At 63.7% G+C, this 16183-nt stretch carries 13 protein-coding genes; 9 read left to right on the top strand and 4 right to left on the bottom strand.

Annotated elements, in window-relative coordinates; all coding sequences use genetic code 11:
- Nucleotides 1-33 precede the first annotated feature (33 nt).
- The 4 genes from LMTR13_RS37705 to LMTR13_RS37690 form a co-directional block, all read right to left on the bottom strand.
- Complete coding sequence (locus tag LMTR13_RS37705) at nt 34-561, bottom strand: GNAT family N-acetyltransferase (RefSeq protein ID WP_065732155.1); 528 nt, start codon at nt 559-561, stop codon at nt 34-36.
- 84 nt (nt 562-645) lie between these two features.
- A complete protein-coding gene (locus LMTR13_RS37700; protein ID WP_065732154.1) occupies nt 646-1437 on the bottom strand; it encodes a Bax inhibitor-1/YccA family protein in 792 nt (263 codons plus the stop codon).
- Between the two features lie 243 nt (nt 1438-1680).
- Nucleotides 1681-4251 (bottom strand): ABC transporter permease, encoded by a 2571-nt coding sequence (locus LMTR13_RS37695; protein WP_065732153.1) that lies wholly within the window; start codon nt 4249-4251, stop codon nt 1681-1683.
- Nucleotides 4248-4961, bottom strand: coding sequence for an ABC transporter ATP-binding protein (locus LMTR13_RS37690; RefSeq protein ID WP_065732152.1), 714 nt, complete (start codon nt 4959-4961; stop codon nt 4248-4250). The genes LMTR13_RS37695 and LMTR13_RS37690 overlap by 4 nt, the downstream gene beginning before the upstream one ends.
- On the opposite strand from LMTR13_RS37690, the gene LMTR13_RS37685 reads away from it, so the two are divergent.
- The 9 genes from LMTR13_RS37685 (at nt 4960) to odhB (ending at nt 16132) form a co-directional block, all read left to right on the top strand.
- Nucleotides 4960-5670: an arylesterase gene (locus LMTR13_RS37685; RefSeq protein ID WP_197521194.1), complete on the top strand. Its 711-nt coding sequence runs from the start codon at nt 4960-4962 to the stop codon at nt 5668-5670. The genes LMTR13_RS37690 and LMTR13_RS37685 overlap by 2 nt on opposite strands.
- A gap of 180 nt (nt 5671-5850) precedes the next feature.
- Entirely contained in the window at nt 5851-6387 is a 537-nt protein-coding gene (gene thpR / locus LMTR13_RS37680; RefSeq protein WP_065732150.1) for an RNA 2',3'-cyclic phosphodiesterase, read from the top strand.
- Between the two features lie 101 nt (nt 6388-6488).
- The gene (zapE, locus tag LMTR13_RS37675) at nt 6489-7673 is read left to right on the top strand and encodes a cell division protein ZapE (RefSeq protein ID WP_065732149.1); all 1185 of its coding nucleotides are present in this window, start codon (nt 6489-6491) and stop codon (nt 7671-7673) included.
- 258 nt (nt 7674-7931) lie between these two features.
- A complete protein-coding gene (gene mdh / locus LMTR13_RS37670) occupies nt 7932-8900 on the top strand; it encodes a malate dehydrogenase (protein WP_065732148.1) in 969 nt (322 codons plus the stop codon).
- Between the two features lie 130 nt (nt 8901-9030).
- Nucleotides 9031-10230 carry an ADP-forming succinate--CoA ligase subunit beta gene (sucC, locus tag LMTR13_RS37665; RefSeq protein ID WP_065732147.1) on the top strand — a complete coding sequence of 400 codons (1200 nt, stop codon included), beginning with the start codon at nt 9031-9033 and terminating at the stop codon, nt 10228-10230.
- 2 nt (nt 10231-10232) lie between these two features.
- On the top strand, nt 10233-10709 hold the full coding sequence (locus LMTR13_RS37660) for a DUF1579 family protein (RefSeq protein WP_065732146.1): 477 nt from the start codon (nt 10233-10235) through the stop codon (nt 10707-10709).
- Nucleotides 10710-10748: 39 nt separating this feature from the next.
- Complete coding sequence (sucD, locus tag LMTR13_RS37655; protein ID WP_065732145.1) at nt 10749-11633, top strand: succinate--CoA ligase subunit alpha; 885 nt, start codon at nt 10749-10751, stop codon at nt 11631-11633.
- A gap of 136 nt (nt 11634-11769) precedes the next feature.
- Entirely contained in the window at nt 11770-14727 is a 2958-nt protein-coding gene (locus LMTR13_RS37650) for a 2-oxoglutarate dehydrogenase E1 component (RefSeq protein ID WP_065732144.1), read from the top strand.
- 175 nt (nt 14728-14902) lie between these two features.
- Nucleotides 14903-16132 carry a 2-oxoglutarate dehydrogenase complex dihydrolipoyllysine-residue succinyltransferase gene (odhB, locus tag LMTR13_RS37645; protein ID WP_065732143.1) on the top strand — a complete coding sequence of 410 codons (1230 nt, stop codon included), beginning with the start codon at nt 14903-14905 and terminating at the stop codon, nt 16130-16132.
- Nucleotides 16133-16183: the final 51 nt, after the last annotated feature.

Below are 16183 nucleotides of genomic sequence, written 5' to 3'. Positions count from 1 at the left end.
GTACCGTCAAAGAGGCGCTACGCTTTATCCAGACTACGAAGTGGGGATCGTCGTTGCGCCTTCACCCAGCGCGCGCTGCATCATCACCGTGTCGAGCCAGCGGCCGAACTTGAAGCCGACACAGGGATGCGTCCCGATCATCTGGAAACCGCATTTGGCGTGAACACCGATCGAGCCAGCATTGGCGGAGTCGCCGATGACGGCGATCATCTGCCGGTACCCGCGCGCCTCGCATTCGGCGATCAGCCGCTGCATCAGTTGCAGGCCGATGCCGCGCCGGTGCGTGGCCGGTTTCAAATAGACCGAATTCTCCACCGTGAAGCGGTAGGCCGGCCGTGGCCGGTAGGGGCCGGCATAGGCGTATCCGATCACTTGGCCTTCGGCGGCGACGAAATAGGGAAAGCCGCCATCCGACAGGACTTTGAACCGCCGGGTCATCTCGGCGAGGTCGGGCGGGACAAGCTCGAACGTGGCGGTGCCGTAGCGCACCGCGTGCTCGTAGATCTCGGTGATGGCAGGGAGGTCGGCCTCGGTGGCGGGCCGGATTTCAGGCGTGGACATGCCGGCAGGATATTTTTGCTGCGCGCAAAAGAAAAGCCCCGGCCGCGAGGCCGGGGCTTCAACTCATACCTGGTCGGTAGGCGCCTATTCGCGCTGGCCGAGTAGCTGCAACAGCAGCGTGAACAGGTTGATGAAGTTCAGGTAGAGGGACAGCGCACCGGTAATCGCCGCTTTCTCGGCAATCTCGCCGCCCTGAGAGGCGTAGCCGTAGATGTAGTCGTTCTTCAGCCGCTGGGTATCCCAGGCGGTGAGGCCCGCGAACACCAGCACGCCAACCACCGAGACGATGAACTGCAGCATCGAGCTTGCCAGGAACAGGTTGACCAGGCTCGCGATGATGACACCGATCAGGCCCATGAACAGGAACGACCCCATGCCGCTCATGTCACGCTTGGTGGTGTAACCGTAGAGGCTCAGTGCGCCGAAGGTCGCCGCGGTGATGAAGAACACCCGCACGATCGAGGTGTGCGTGTACACCAGGAAGATCGACGACAGCGAAATGCCCATCAGCGCCGAGAAGGCCCAGAACAGCAATTGTGCTGTCGCGGGCCGCAGCCGGTTGATACCGAACGAGATCGCGAACACCATCGCCAGCGGCGCGAGGATGAACAGCCACTTCAGCGGGCTGACAAACATCGCGTAGCCGAACGGCGTAAGGAAGGCGTTGCCGAACCTGGCGGCGGCCCCGGCCTGGTCGGTCGTCACCGCGGCCATGTAGACGCCGAGCGCCGCAAGGCCGGTGATCGCAAGGCCGATGCTCATGTAATTGTAGATGCGCAGCATGTAGGCGCGCAGACCGGCATCGACGGCCGCAGCGTCAACGCGTCCGGCAGCCCGGCCGAAAGGAGATACGTAGTTACGGTCTAGGTCCGACATGGTCGAATTCCCGTTGGTTGCCCGGCGGAGCGCAAGGGGTTTGCGGCGCCGGTTAGATTTCTTAGTTCAGATGTCCCGATCTGCCGACGTTAAACTTACGTCATGAACCCGGCCACTGATCCTGGCTGGTATGTGGGAAACTAACACATTCGACGCAAGCTTCCATGCGCGGCTGAATGTCGCTTCTACCGGCCATCTGCGCGTAAATGCAGCGTTAACCCCGCCTTTCGCCGCTACAAATTGTCACAAATTCCGTAACACGCTGGCCGGCTTCTGGTTCAGGGCCAACAACGTTCCGGCGAGCCCCAGCCCGACCGTGACGATCAGGGCGGCGGCCACCACGCCGGCCGCACTGCCGGCCTGCCAGATGAAGCTGAGCGTCATCAGCCGGGTCACGATCAGCCAGGCCGCGATCGAGCCCGCGATGACGCCGAACACGGCGGTGGCGAGGCCGATCATCAGGTATTCCAGCGCATAGGCCCCGAGCAGCCGCACCCGCGTGGCGCCCAGCGTTTTCAGGATCACCGCGTCGTAGACCCGGTGGCGGTGGCCGGCGGCGAGCGCGCCGCCGAGCACCAGGATCGCCGAGATCAGCGTCACCGCGCTGGCGCCGCGGATGGCGAGCACGAGGTTGGTGACGACGGTGCCGACGGTCTCCAGAGCTTCGCGGACCCGAACGCTGGTGACCATCGGGAAAGCGTCAGCCACCTGCTTGATGATTCGGGCGTCGCCGGCCGGCTCCGGGTGGACCTCGGACAGGGTCGCGACATGGCTGTGCGGCGCGCCCTTGAAGGCGTTGGGTGAGAACACCAGCACGAAATTGATGCCGAGCCCCTGCCAGTCGACGTTGCGGAGATTGCTGATCCGGGCCGGAATGTCGCGGCCGAGCACGTTGACCACGATCTCGTCGCCGATCTTGAGCTTGAGGCCGTCCGCGATCCGCTTTTCCATCGAGACCAGCGGCGGCCCCTTATAGTCCGCGTTCCACCATTCGCCCTCGACGACCTTGGAGCCTTTGGGAACTTCGTTGGTATAGGTCAGGCCGCGGTCGCTCTGCAGCACCCATTCGGTATCCTGCGACGGCTTGAGCTCGTCGGCCCTGACGCCGCGGGCCGCGACGATGCGTCCACGCAGCATCGGCACATCGTCCACCGTCGATTGCGGCGCCACTTTCTTGAGGAAGTCGCCGAAGCGGTCGGCATCGGCGGTCGGAATGTCGATGAAGTAGAACGAGGGCGCACGCTCCGGCAATGCGGCCAGGAACTGCCGACGCAGATTGCCGTCAATCTGGGTGATCGTGACCAGGACCGCGAGCCCAAGGCCGAGCGACATCACGACCGAGGGCGTCAGGGCTCCGGGCCGGTAGATGTTGGCGATCGCCAGCCGCAGCATGGTGATTCGGCTTCGGGGCAGCCGGCGGGCGAGTGCCATCAGCCCGGCGGCGACGCCACGCAGCAGCGCAAACACCGCGACCGAGGAAACGACGAACACGGCGGCGACCCGCTTGTCGTAGGCCAGCCCGATCGCGACCGTGACAAGGAGTACGATCACCACGGCCATCAGCGCGAGATAGCCCCAGCGCGGGCGGTGCCATTCGCGGGCGACCTCCTCGCGAAACAATGCCGCGACGGGGACATCATGCACCCGGCCTAGCGGCCACAGCCCGAAGGCGAGCGCGGTGAGCAGGCCGTAGAGGAACGACAGCGCCAGTTCGTCGGCGTGCAGGGCAGGAATCACCGGCAGCGGCAGTAGCTTGCCGAACAGGCCGACGATGACAAACGGCAAGGCCGCGCCGGCGGCAAGCCCGATCACCGACCCGATCCCGGCGAGCAGGATCACCTGCGTCAGATAGATCGTGAAGACGTCGCGGCCGGTGGCGCCCAGCGCCTTGAACGAGGCGATGACGTCGCGGCGGCGATCGATATGGCTCTTGACGGCGTTGGCGACGCCGACGCCGCCGACCAGAAGGGCCGCGAGGCCGACCAGCGTCAGGAACTGGGTGAAGCGGTTGATGGTGCGTTCGAGCTGCGGCGAGGCGTTGTCGCGGCTGCGGATCCACCAGCCGGCTTCCGGCAAGGTGCTCCGGGCGCTGCTGACCAACTGGGCCGCGGCGCGTTCGTCGGATGCATTGTCCGGCAACTTCACGCGGTAGATCCAGCGCACCAGGCTGCCCGGCTGCAGCAATCCGGTGGCGCGCAGGCTGGTTTCGCTGACCAGAACGCGCGGGCCCAGGCCGACATTGCCGGCGAGCTTGTCTGGCTCGGCGCCGACCACGCTGCGGATCTGGAACGTGGCGTTGCCGATTCCGATGGGGTCGCCGAGCTTGAGATCGAGCCGCGCCAGCAGCGTGGAATCGACCGCTGCGCCGAACGCGCCGTCGCGTTCAGCCAGCAGCTCCGACATCGGCATTTGAGGATCAAGCGTCAACTGTCCGAGCATCGGATAGTTGCCGTCGACCGCCTTGAGCTCGACCAGCGCCAGCCTGCCGTCGCTGGCGCGGGCCATCACCCGCAGCGCGGCCGCAACCGACACCTGGCCGCGCGCGCGCAGGAAAGCGAGTTCCTCCGGCTTGGCTTCGCGCTGGATCAGCGAGAACGCGACATCGCCGCCGAGCAAGGTGCGTCCCTCGCGCGTCAACCCTTCGCTAAGGCTTGCCGCCACCGAGCCAACGCCGGCAATTGCCATGACGCCGAGCGCGATGCAGGCAATAAAGACGTAAAAGCCACGCAGGCCGCCACGCAATTCGCGAAGCGCGTAGCGCAGCGCCAGTGAGGGTGCGCGGCTCTTGTAGACCGGCCCGGAAATCGCGGTCATGAGTGCCCGTCGATCCGGCCGGAGCGCAGCCGCACCACGCGGTCGCAGCGCTGCGCGAGCGAGCTGTCGTGCGTCACCAGCACCAGCGTCATGCCGCGCTCGGCATGTTTGGTGAAGAGCATGTCGACGATCTGCTTGCCAGTGGTTTCATCGAGATTGCCGGTCGGCTCGTCCGCGACCAGAATGGCGGGATCGGGTGCCAGGGCGCGAGCCAGCGCCACGCGCTGCTGTTCGCCACCGGACAATTGGGTCGGGTAATGATGCAGCCGCTCGCCGAGGCCGACCGACGCCAGTTCCTGTGCCGCGCGCTCCGCCGCGTCGGGACTGCCGGCAAGCTCCAGCGGCACGGCGACGTTTTCCAGCGCCGTCATGGTCGGGATCAGGTGAAACGACTGGAACACGATGCCGACCTGGCGTCCGCGGAAGCGGGCGAGGGCGTCCTCGTCGAGGGCATTGAACGGCGTGCCGTTGACCACCACCTCTCCGCTGTCAGGACGTTCCAACCCCGCCATCACCATCAGCAAGGTCGATTTGCCCGAACCTGACGGCCCGATCAGGCCGATCGCCTCACCGGATGCCACACGAAGGCTGATATCTTTCAGGATATGAACGCGGGCGGCGCCTGTGCCGAGCGAGAGGTTGACGTTGGAGATGGAAATGGTGTCCGGCCCGACGCCGGTCAGTGAAGAGGGTTCGATGAGACTGTCCATGGCTCGGTCATATGGCACTTCCACCGCTCGGGTCGAGGGCTTGAAACGGATGTTTGCGCACATACGCGTGTTGATTGTGGCTTTGATGACGGCCGGGCCGGCCCTGGCACAGGCTCAAGCCCCGGCCACTGCATCCGCCAAACCGGTCAAAATGGTCGTCCTCGGCGATTCCTTGAGCGCTGGCCTTGGCCTTTCTGCGCCGGCCGCGTTCCCCGCCCGCCTGCAAAAAGCGTTGAGCGACAAGGGGATAAAGGTCGACATGATCAATGCCGGAGTATCCGGCGATACCACGTCCGGCGGTCGCGACCGTCTGGATTGGTCGGTCCCGGAGGGAACCGAGGCGGTGATCCTCGAACTCGGCGCCAACGACGCGCTGCGCGGGATCGATCCCGCCATTACTCGGGCCGCCTTGACCGACATCCTGACCCGGCTGAAGGCGCGCAAGATCGCCGTTCTCTTGTGCGGGATGCTGGCGCCGCCCAATTACGGCAGCGAATATGCGGCGCGCTTCAACGCCATCTATCCGGAACTATCCAAATCGTTCGGCGTGCCGCTCTACCCATTTTTCCTGGAGGGGGTTGCGAGTGAGGCCAAGCTCAACCAGGCCGACGGAATTCATCCGACCGCCGAGGGCGTCGATATCATCGTGAAGAACATTCTGCCTACGGTGGAGGCATTTATTGGCACGATCTCCGGTCAGCGGAGTTGAAAAAGCAGCAACGAATGAGGTTACCCCAAGGTTTTCCCGTAGCATTGCGGAGTGCTCGCGCCGCGCGCTTCGCAGAGTCACATAAGTCGGATACAAAATATCTATCGGTGATTCGTCGCCGGGCGCTGTTACAGGACATGGTCCTTTTCAAGGTCATGCCCAAGCATCGGGAGTCATGCGATGCCGCGTTTGTTTGCTGGACTGGAAATTCCGGCCGAGATTGGCCAGAGCCTTTCCAATTTGCGTGGCGGCCTTCCCGGCGCACGCTGGGTCGATCCCGAAAATTACCACGTCACCTTACGCTTCATCGGCGATATCGACGGCATGTCGGCGAATGAAATCGCCTCGATGCTGTTTCGGGTGAACCGCAAGCCGTTCGAGGTCAAGGTGCAGGGCTTGCAGAGCTTTGGCGGCAAGAAACCGCGCGCGGTGGTCGCGTCCGTCGAGCCGAGCCGGCCGCTGATCGAGCTGCAGGCCGAGCTCGAACGGCTGATGCAGCGGCTCGGGCTCGATCCGGAGGGGCGCAAATTCATTCCCCATGTGACGCTGGCGCGGCTGCATGACGCCTCCAGCCAGGACGTTGCCGATTATCTCTCGGTGCGCGGCTATTTCCCGAGCCGCACGTTCTGGGCTTCGCGCTTCGTGCTGTTTTCCTCGCGCGCCTCCACCGGCGGCGGGCCCTACGTGGTCGAGGATTCCTATGCGCTGAGCGCGTGAGGGCGGGGCGCTTGCCGCCTCTCCGCTGATGGCTTCGCGTGCATACCCCCAGCACCAATTCGCGGCTTGCAATTTCCGCACGTTTGAGGCCGAAAGGGGCCATGCTGTCGACTGACCCCACCTCGTTCCGCGCGCAGTATCAGGCGCTGGTTTCCTCCGGCGCGATCGAGGCCGATTCCGCGCAGGCGGAAGCTGCCGAGGCGCTTGCCGCGCTTGAGGAGCGGCTGTCTAGCTACAAGCCGGCGCGCAAGTTGAGCCTGCTTGGCCGATTGTTCGGTGACAAAAGCGAGCCGCCGCCACGCGGGCTTTACGTTCATGGCGAGGTCGGCCGCGGCAAGACCATGCTGATGGATCTGTTCTTTCAGCAGAGCCCGGTCCAGCGCAAGCGCCGCGCCCATTTCCACGAATTCATGGCCGAGGCGCATGAGAAGATCTACGCCTATCGTCAGAACATCGCGCGCGGTGAAATCGCAGACAGCGACGTGATCGAGCTGACGGCGAACGCGATCTTCGACGAAGCGTGGCTGTTGTGTTTCGACGAATTCCACGTCACCGACATCGCGGATGCCATGATCCTGGGGCGATTGTTCTCAAAACTGTTCGAACTCGGCACCGTGGTTGTGGCGACGTCGAACGTTGCGCCCGAAGACCTCTACAAAGGCGGTCTCAACCGCGCGCTGTTCCTGCCGTTTATTTCGCAGATCGAAGGTCGCATGGACGTGCTGCGGCTCGATGCACGCACCGATTTCCGGCTGGAGAAACTTGCCGGCGTGAAGATGTGGCTGGTGCCGCCGGATGATGAGGCGGGCGCCGCGCTCGATCGGGCCTGGCGCAAGATGACCGGCAACGCGCCCTGCAAGCCGCGCGACATCTCGATCAAGGGCCGCGTCCTGCGCGTGCCCTGTTCGGCGCACGGCGTGGCGCGGTTTTCCTTTGCCGACATCTGCGAAAAGCCGCTGGCCGCATCCGACTATCTGCGGCTGGCGCATGATTACCACACCATCCTGATCGACCGCATTCCAGTGATGGATTACGCCGAGCGCAACGCCGCCAAGCGCTTCATCTCGCTGATCGACACGCTCTACGATAATGCCGTGAAGCTGATGGCGTCGGCCGAGGCCGATCCGGTGTCGCTGTATGGCGCTACCGAAGGCGTTGAGGCCAACGAGTTCAAGCGGACCGCGTCACGGCTGATCGAGATGAGTTCCGAATCCTATCTGGCGCTCCCGCACGGCCGGAAGGATTCCGCAGCAAGCGGATCGAGCACGGGGCTGGTCGAGACGTAGTCGGTCATTCCGGGGCGCGCGAAGCGCGAACCCGGAATCCCAAGCCACAAATTCTGGATTCTCCGGTGCGCAACTACGCACCTGACTTCGCGCTGTCGCGCGCCCGGAATGACGGCGGCACCTGGCATACCTGACCGAATTCAAGGCGCGGCCTTAGAATCGGGCATGCCCCGGCTTGAACCGGTCAATCGAAAGGGATAACCAGCCATCCGACTGATTATTCACCCTCCCTCTTCGTCTCAGAAGGACAAATTTCCCATGGCGCGCGACAAGATTGCTTTGATTGGCTCCGGTCAGATCGGCGGAACGCTGGCTCACCTCGTTGGCCTGAAGGAACTGGGCGACGTCGTGATGTTCGACATCGCCGAGGGCGTGCCGCAGGGCAAGGCGCTCGACATCGCGCAGTCTTCCCCGGTCGACGGTTTCGACGCCAATCTCACTGGTGCCAACTCCTATGAGGCGCTCGATGGTGCCAAGGTCTGCATCGTCACCGCCGGCGTGCCGCGCAAGCCCGGCATGAGCCGCGACGATCTCCTCAGCATCAATCTCAAGGTGATGGAGCAGGTCGGCGCCGGCATCAAGAAATATGCCCCCGATGCGTTCGTCATCTGCATTACCAACCCGTTGGACGCCATGGTGTGGGCGCTTCAGAAGGCTTCCGGTCTGCCGCACAAGAAGGTGGTCGGCATGGCCGGCGTGCTCGACTCCGCGCGGTTTCGCTACTTCCTGGCCGACGAATTCAACGTCTCGGTCGAAGACGTCACCGCCTTCGTGCTCGGCGGCCACGGCGACACCATGGTGCCGCTGACGCGCTATTCCACCGTCGCCGGCATTCCGCTGCCCGACCTCGTCAAGATGGGCTGGACCTCGCAGACCCGCATCGACGAGATCGTCGACCGCACCCGCAATGGCGGCGCCGAGATCGTCAACCTGCTGAAGACCGGTTCGGCCTTCTACGCGCCGGCCGCTTCGGCGATCGCGATGGCGGAGAGCTATCTGAAGGACAAGAAGCGCGTGCTGCCCTGCGCCGCCTACCTCAACGGCGAGTACAGCGTGAAGGACATGTATGTCGGCGTCCCCGTCGTGATCGGCTCGAAGGGCGTCGAGCGTATCGTCGAGATCGAACTGGCCGGCAAGGATCGCGAAGCCTTCGACAAGTCGGTCGGCGCGGTTCAGGGCCTGGTCGACGCCTGCAAGAAGATCGCGCCCGACCTGTTGGGTTGTTGATTTTACTCGGCTTTCGCTCCTTGCCGGGGCGAAAGCGTTTTCAGGGTTGCAGTTCTATTGGTATATGGTATGCCAACTACCAATGCCGGTGAACTGTAGAACTCGCCGCTAAGGGTTGGGGAGCGTCCAGATGAATATCCATGAATACCAGGCCAAGGCTCTGCTGCATGAATTCGGCGTGCCGATTTCGCGCGGCGTGCCTGTCTTGAAAGCCTCGGATTCTGACGCCGCTGCCAAACAGCTTCCCGGCCCGATCTGGGTGGTGAAGAGCCAGATCCATGCCGGCGGCCGCGGCAAGGGCAAGTTCAAGGAAGCTTCCGCCGGCGACAAGGGCGGCGTCCGCATCGCCAAATCCGTCGCCGAGGTCAACGAATTCGCCAAGCAGATGCTCGGCGCGACGCTGGTCACGGTGCAGACCGGCCCGCAGGGCAAGCAGGTCAACCGCCTCTACATCGAGGAAGGCTCCGACATCGAAAAGGAGTTCTATCTTTCGATCCTGGTCGACCGCGAAACGTCTGAAGTTGCGTTCGTGGTCTCGACCGAAGGCGGCGTCAACATCGAGGACGTTGCGCACAAGACGCCCGAGAAGATCGTGACCTTCTCGGTCGATCCGGCAACCGGTATCATGGCCCATCACGGCCGCACGGTCGCGAAGGCCCTGAACCTTACCAGCGATCTCGCCAAGCAGGCGGAGAAGCTGGTGACGCAGCTCTACACGGCCTTCGTTGCCAAGGACATGGCGATGCTGGAAATCAATCCGCTCGTCGTCACCAAGCAGGGCGAGCTGCGCGTACTCGATGCCAAGGTGTCGTTCGACGACAACGCGCTGTTCCGCCATCCCGAGGTGGCGGTGTCGTTGCGCGATTTGACCGAGGAAGACGCCAAGGAAATCGAGGCGTCGAAATACGATCTGAACTATGTGACGCTCGACGGCACCATCGGCTGCATGGTCAACGGCGCAGGCCTTGCCATGGCGACGATGGACATCATCAAGCTCTACGGCATGGAACCCGCCAACTTCCTCGACGTCGGCGGCGGCGCCAGCAAGGAGAAGGTCGCTGCGGCGTTCAAGATCATCACCGCCGACCCGAACGTGAAGGGCATCCTGGTCAACATCTTCGGCGGCATCATGAAATGCGATATCATCGCCGAAGGCGTGGTAGCTGCCGTGAAGGAAGTCGGCCTGAAAGTGCCGCTGGTGGTACGGCTCGAAGGCACCAATGTCGACGCCGGCAAGCAGATCATCCGCGAATCCGGCCTCAACGTGGTGCCGGCCGACAATCTCGACGATGCCGCACAGAAAATCGTGAAAGCCGTCAAGGGAGGCTAGCGATGGCTGACCGTCTCGCCGCTCCGACACCGTTGGAAGAACACCGCCGGCTCGCGGTATTTGCGGGCGAGTGGGCGGGCGAGGAAATGGTCTACCCGTCGCGCTGGACCGCGGGCGGTCCGGCGACCTCGCACGTCGTCGCACGCGTCGATCTCAACGGCTTCTACCTGATCCAGGACACCCGTCAGATGCGTGACGGCAAGGAGACCTTCGCCACCCACGGCGTGTTCACCTACGACCGCGACGACCGGACCTACAAGTTATTCTGGCACGATTCGCTCGGCTACTATTCGCCGGCGCCGGCCTCCGGCGCCTGGGTCGGCAACAAGCTGACTCTCGTGCGCGGCTCGCTGCGCGGCAACGCGCGCCACGTCTACGAAATCGTCGACAACGACAACTACACCATGAAGATCCAGTTCTCGCCTGATGCCGAAGGATGGGCCGACGTGCTCACCGGCACGTACCGCCGCATTCATTAACCCTCTCGTTCACGGTCACCGAAGAAAGCGTTCGCAGTCATGTCCGTTCTGATCGACAAGAATACCAAAGTCATCTGCCAGGGTTTTACGGGCAAGAACGGCACGTTCCATTCGGAAGCCGCGATCGCTTACGGCACCAAGATGGTCGGCGGCACCTCGCCGGGCAAGGGCGGCTCGAAGCACCTCGGCCTGCCCGTCTTCGACACCGTTCGCGAGGCGCGCGAGAAGACCGGCGCGGATGCTTCCGTGATCTACGTTCCGCCGCCGGGCGCGGCGGATGCGATCTGTGAAGCGATCGATGCGGAAATTCCGCTGATCGTCTGCATCACCGAGGGCATTCCGGTGCTCGACATGGTGCGCGTGAAGCGCTCCTTGTCGGGATCGAAATCGCGCCTGATCGGACCGAACTGCCCGGGCGTGATGACGGCGGGCGAGTGCAAGATCGGCATCATGCCGGCCAATATCTTCAAGCCGGGCAGCGTCGGGATCGTTTCCCGCTCCGGCACGTTGACTTATGAAGCCGTGTTCCAGACCACCCAGGAGGGCCTCGGCCAGACCACCGCGGTCGGCATCGGCGGCGACCCGGTCAAGGGCACCGAATTCATCGACGTGCTGGAGATGTTCCTCAAGGACGAGAAAACCACCTCGATCATCATGATCGGTGAAATCGGCGGCTCCGCCGAGGAGGACGCCGCCCAGTTCATCAAGGACGAGGCCAAGCGCGGCCGGAAGAAGCCGATGGTCGGTTTCATCGCCGGCGTCACCGCCCCTCCCGGCCGACGCATGGGTCATGCCGGCGCCATCATCTCCGGCGGCAAGGGCGACGCCGGATCCAAGACGGCGGCCATGGAAGCGGCCGGAATTACAGTGTCTCCGTCCCCGGCACGGCTCGGACATACCCTTGCCGAAAAATTGAAATCTTAATTCAGTCCTTGGTTCTTTTAGGCGCGAATATCGCGCCTAAATAGGGTAAAGCTCTTTACCGAGCTGGTTCGGGCCTCCCGGACCGGCTACAGCGCCGTTTTCCACGCGCAAAGCGAAAACTCACCAGGACGCCATCATGTCTCGCCAGGACGCGAACGCAGCATTTGCCCTCTCCTCGTTTTTGCAGGGCACCAACGCCACCTATATCGACGAGCTCTACTCCCGCTACGAACAGAACCCCGGCTCAGTCGACAGCGACTGGCAGGAGTTCTTCAAGAGCCTGAAAGATACCCCGGCCGACGTCCAGAAAAACGCCGATGGCCCGTCCTGGGGCCGCGACAACTGGCCGATCACGCCGCAGGACGAATTAACCTCGGCGCTGGACGGTAACTGGGTCACTGTCGAGAAGGCCGTTGGCGCCAAGCTGGCCGCCAAAGCTCAGGCCAAGGGCGCCGAACTATCCCCCGCCGACGTCAACCAGGCGACGCGCGATTCGGTTCGCGCCCTGATGCTGATCCGCGCCTACCGCATGCGCGGTCATTTCCACGCCAAGCTCGATCCGCTCGGCATCGAGGCGCCGCGCGATCGCGAGGAGCTCGATCCGCGGACCTATGGCTTCACCGAGGCCGATTTCGACCGCAAGATCTTCCTCGACCACGTGCTCGGCCTCGAATACGGCACGCTGCGCGAGATCGTCGCGATCTGCGAGCGCACCTATTGCCAGACGCTTGGCGTCGAGTTCATGCACATCTCGAACGCGGCGCAGAAGGCCTGGATCCAGGAGCGCATCGAAGGGCCGGACAAGGAAATCAGTTTTACGCGCGAAGGACGCCGCGCGATCCTGAACAAGCTGATCGAAGCCGAAGGTTTCGAGAAATTCTGCGATCTCAAATTCACCGGCACCAAGCGCTTCGGTCTCGACGGCGCCGAATCGTTGATCCCGGCGCTGGAGCAGATCATCAAGCGCGGCGGCAATCTCGGCGTGAAGGAAATCGTGCTCGGCATGCCGCATCGCGGCCGCCTCAACGTGCTGACCCAGGTGATGGGCAAGTCGCACCGTGCGCTGTTTCATGAATTCAAGGGCGGGTCCGCCAACCCCGAGGACGTCGAAGGCTCCGGTGACGTCAAGTATCACCTCGGCGCTTCGTCCGACCGCGAGTTCGACGGCAACAAGATCCATCTGTCGCTGACCGCGAACCCCTCGCATCTGGAAATCGTCGATCCGGTCGTGCTCGGCAAGGTCCGCGCCAAGCAGGACCAGCACGGCGATCCGCCTGATATGCGCATCTCGGTGCTGCCGCTCCTCTTGCATGGCGACGCAGCGTTCGCGGGACAGGGCGTCGTGGCGGAATGCTTCGGCCTGTCGGACCTGAAGGGCTACCGCACCGGCGGCTCGCTGCACTTCATCGTCAACAACCAGATCGGTTTCACCACCTATCCGCGCTACTCGCGTTCCTCGCCCTATCCGTCCGATGTGGCGAAGATGATCGACGCGCCGATCTTCCACGTGAACGGCGACGATCCGGAAGCGGTGGTGTTCGCCGCCAAGGTCGCGATCGAGTTCCGGCAGAAATTCCACAAGCCGGTCGTGATCGACATGTTCTGCTATCGCCGGCATGGCCATAATGAGGGCGACGAGCCGGGGTTCACCCAGCCGGTGATGTACAAGCGCATCGCCTCGCATCCGTCGACGCTCGCGCTCTACGCCAAGCGGCTGGTCGCCGACGGCGTGCTGACCGAAGGCGAGGTCGACAAGGCCAAGGCCGACTGGCGCGCGCGGCTCGACGCCGAGCTCGAAGCCGGTGCTGGCTACAAGCCCAACAAGGCGGATTGGCTCGACGGCAAATGGGCCGGCTTCAAGGTCGCCGACCAGGAAGAGGATGCGCGTCGCGGCGTCACCGGCGTGGATGTCAGTATCCTCAAGGATATCGGACGCAAGATCACCAAGGTGCCGGATGGCTTCCGGGTTCACCGCACCATCCAGCGTTACCTGGAAAACCGTGCGAAAGCGATCGATAACGGTGTCGGCATCGACTGGGCGACCGGCGAGGCGCTGGCGATCTGCACGCTGCTGCAGGAAGGCCACCACGTCCGTCTGTCGGGACAGGACTCCGAGCGCGGCACCTTCTCGCAGCGCCATTCCGTGCTGATCGACCAGGAAGACGAAAGCCGCTACACGCCGTTCAACCACCTCGGTCACGAACAGGGCCATTACGAGGTGATCAACTCGCTGTTGTCGGAAGAGGCGGTGCTCGGCTTCGAGTACGGCTATTCGCTGGCCGAGCCCAACGCGCTGGCGATGTGGGAAGCGCAGTTCGGCGACTTCGCCAACGGCGCCCAGGTGGTGTTCGACCAATTCATCTCGTCGGGCGAACGCAAATGGCTGCGCATGTCCGGCCTCGTCTGCCTCCTGCCGCACGGCTATGAAGGGCAGGGGCCGGAACACTCCTCGGCGCGTCTCGAGCGTTACCTGCAGATGTGCGCCGAAGACAACATGCAGGTGGTGTATCCGACCACGCCGGCGAATTACTTCCACGTGCTGCGGCGCCAGTTGCATCGCGAAATCCGCAAGCCCTTGATCATGATGACGCCGAAGTCGCTGTTGCGGCACAAGCGCGCGATCTCGCAGCTCGACGAGCTCGGCAAGGACACGACGTTCCACCGCATTCTGTACGATGACGCGCAGATGCTGCCGGACGAGAAGATCAAGCTGGCGCCGGACGACAAGATCCGCCGCGTCGTGCTGTGCTCGGGCAAGGTCTATTACGATCTCTACGAGGAGCGCGAGAAGCGCGACATCGACGACATCTACCTGCTGCGTGTCGAGCAGCTCTACCCGGTGCCGCTGAAGGCGCTGGTGCACGAACTCGCACGCTTCAAGAACGCCGAAGTGGTCTGGTGCCAGGAAGAGCCGCGCAACATGGGGGCATGGCACTTCATCGAGCCCTATCTGGAATGGGTGCTGAACCAGATCCACGCGCCGAACCGGCGTCCGCGTTATGCAGGCCGCGCGGCGTCGGCGGCAACCGCCACCGGTCTGATGTCGAAGCATCTGGCACAGCTCAAGGCGATGCTGGATGAGGCGCTGAACTAACGTTTTGCCGCTTGTCGTGCCCCGCGAAGGCGGGGCACCCGGTACGCCGTGCAGTTAGATTTCGATCACGGCCATCCCGGCGTACTGGATCGCCCGCCCCAGTGCGCAACTGCGCACAAGGCGGGCGATGACACTTTGGAATTGATGACGCTTAAGGATACCGAGGAAACATACCATGACTGAAATTCGTGTTCCGACGCTCGGCGAGTCCGTGACGGAAGCCACCATCGGCCGCTGGTTCAAGAAGGCCGGTGACGCGGTGGCGGTGGATGAGCCGTTGGTCGAGCTCGAGACCGACAAGGTCACCATCGAAGTGCCGGCGCCATCCGCCGGCGTGCTCGGCGAGATCGCCGCCAAGGATGGCGAGACCGTCGCCGTCGGCGCGCTGCTCGGGCAGATCAATGATGGCGCAACCGGTGGCGCGAAGCCAGCCGCGGCCGCGCCCGCCAAGGCCGCCGCTCCGGCTGCAGCGCCTGCCGCGGCCCCTAAGGCGGCACCGTCAGACGCCCCGCTGGCGCCGTCAGTACGAAAACTCTCCGCCGAGAGCGGCATCGATGCCGCGACCGTGCCCGGCTCGGGCAAGGACGGCCGCGTCACCAAGGGCGACATGCTGGCTGCGATCGAGAAGGCGGCGTCGGCGCCGACCCCGGTCAATCAGCCGGCCGCTTCCGTGCAGGTCCGCGCGCCGTCGCCGGCCGATGACGCCGCGCGCGAAGAGCGCGTGAAGATGACGCGGCTGCGCCAGACCATCGCGCGGCGGCTCAAGGACGTGCAGAACACGGCGGCGATGCTGACGACCTTCAACGAGGTCGACATGAGCCACATCATGGCGATGCGCGCGCAGTACAAGGACGTGTTCGAGAAGAAGCACGGCAGCAAGCTCGGCTTCATGGGCTTCTTCACCAAGGCGGTGGTGCAGGCACTGAAGGATATCCCGGCCGTCAACGCCGAGATCGATGGCTCGGACCTGATCTACAAGAACTACTACCACATCGGCGTCGCCGTCGGCACCGACAAGGGACTGGTCGTGCCCGTGGTGCGCGACTGCGACCACAAGTCGATCTCCGACATCGAAAAATCGATCGCCGATTTCGGCCGGCGCGCGCGCGACGGCCAGCTCAAGATCGACGAGATGCAGGGCGGCACCTTCACCATCACCAATGGCGGCATCTATGGTTCACTGATGTCGACGCCGATCCTCAACGCGCCGCAGTCCGGCATTTTAGGTATGCACAAAATCCAGGAGCGGCCGATGGTGGTCGGCGGCAAGATCGAGGTACGCCCGATGATGTATCTGGCGCTGTCCTACGATCACCGCGTGATCGACGGCAAGGAAGCCGTGACGTTCCTGGTGCGCGTCAAGGAGAGCCTGGAAGACCCGGCGCGGTTGGTGCTGGATCTCTGATACATCGCGCTTGCCGGCGTCGGCGCTCAAAGCCTGCGTCGCGCGCCGTGG

Origin of the sequence: Bradyrhizobium icense (assembly GCF_001693385.1) — a bacterium.
In the GTDB taxonomy this organism is placed as follows: domain Bacteria; phylum Pseudomonadota; class Alphaproteobacteria; order Rhizobiales; family Xanthobacteraceae; genus Bradyrhizobium; species Bradyrhizobium icense.
Note: the sequence above shows the minus strand (reverse complement) of the source record. Positions and strands in the feature narration are given on the sequence as shown.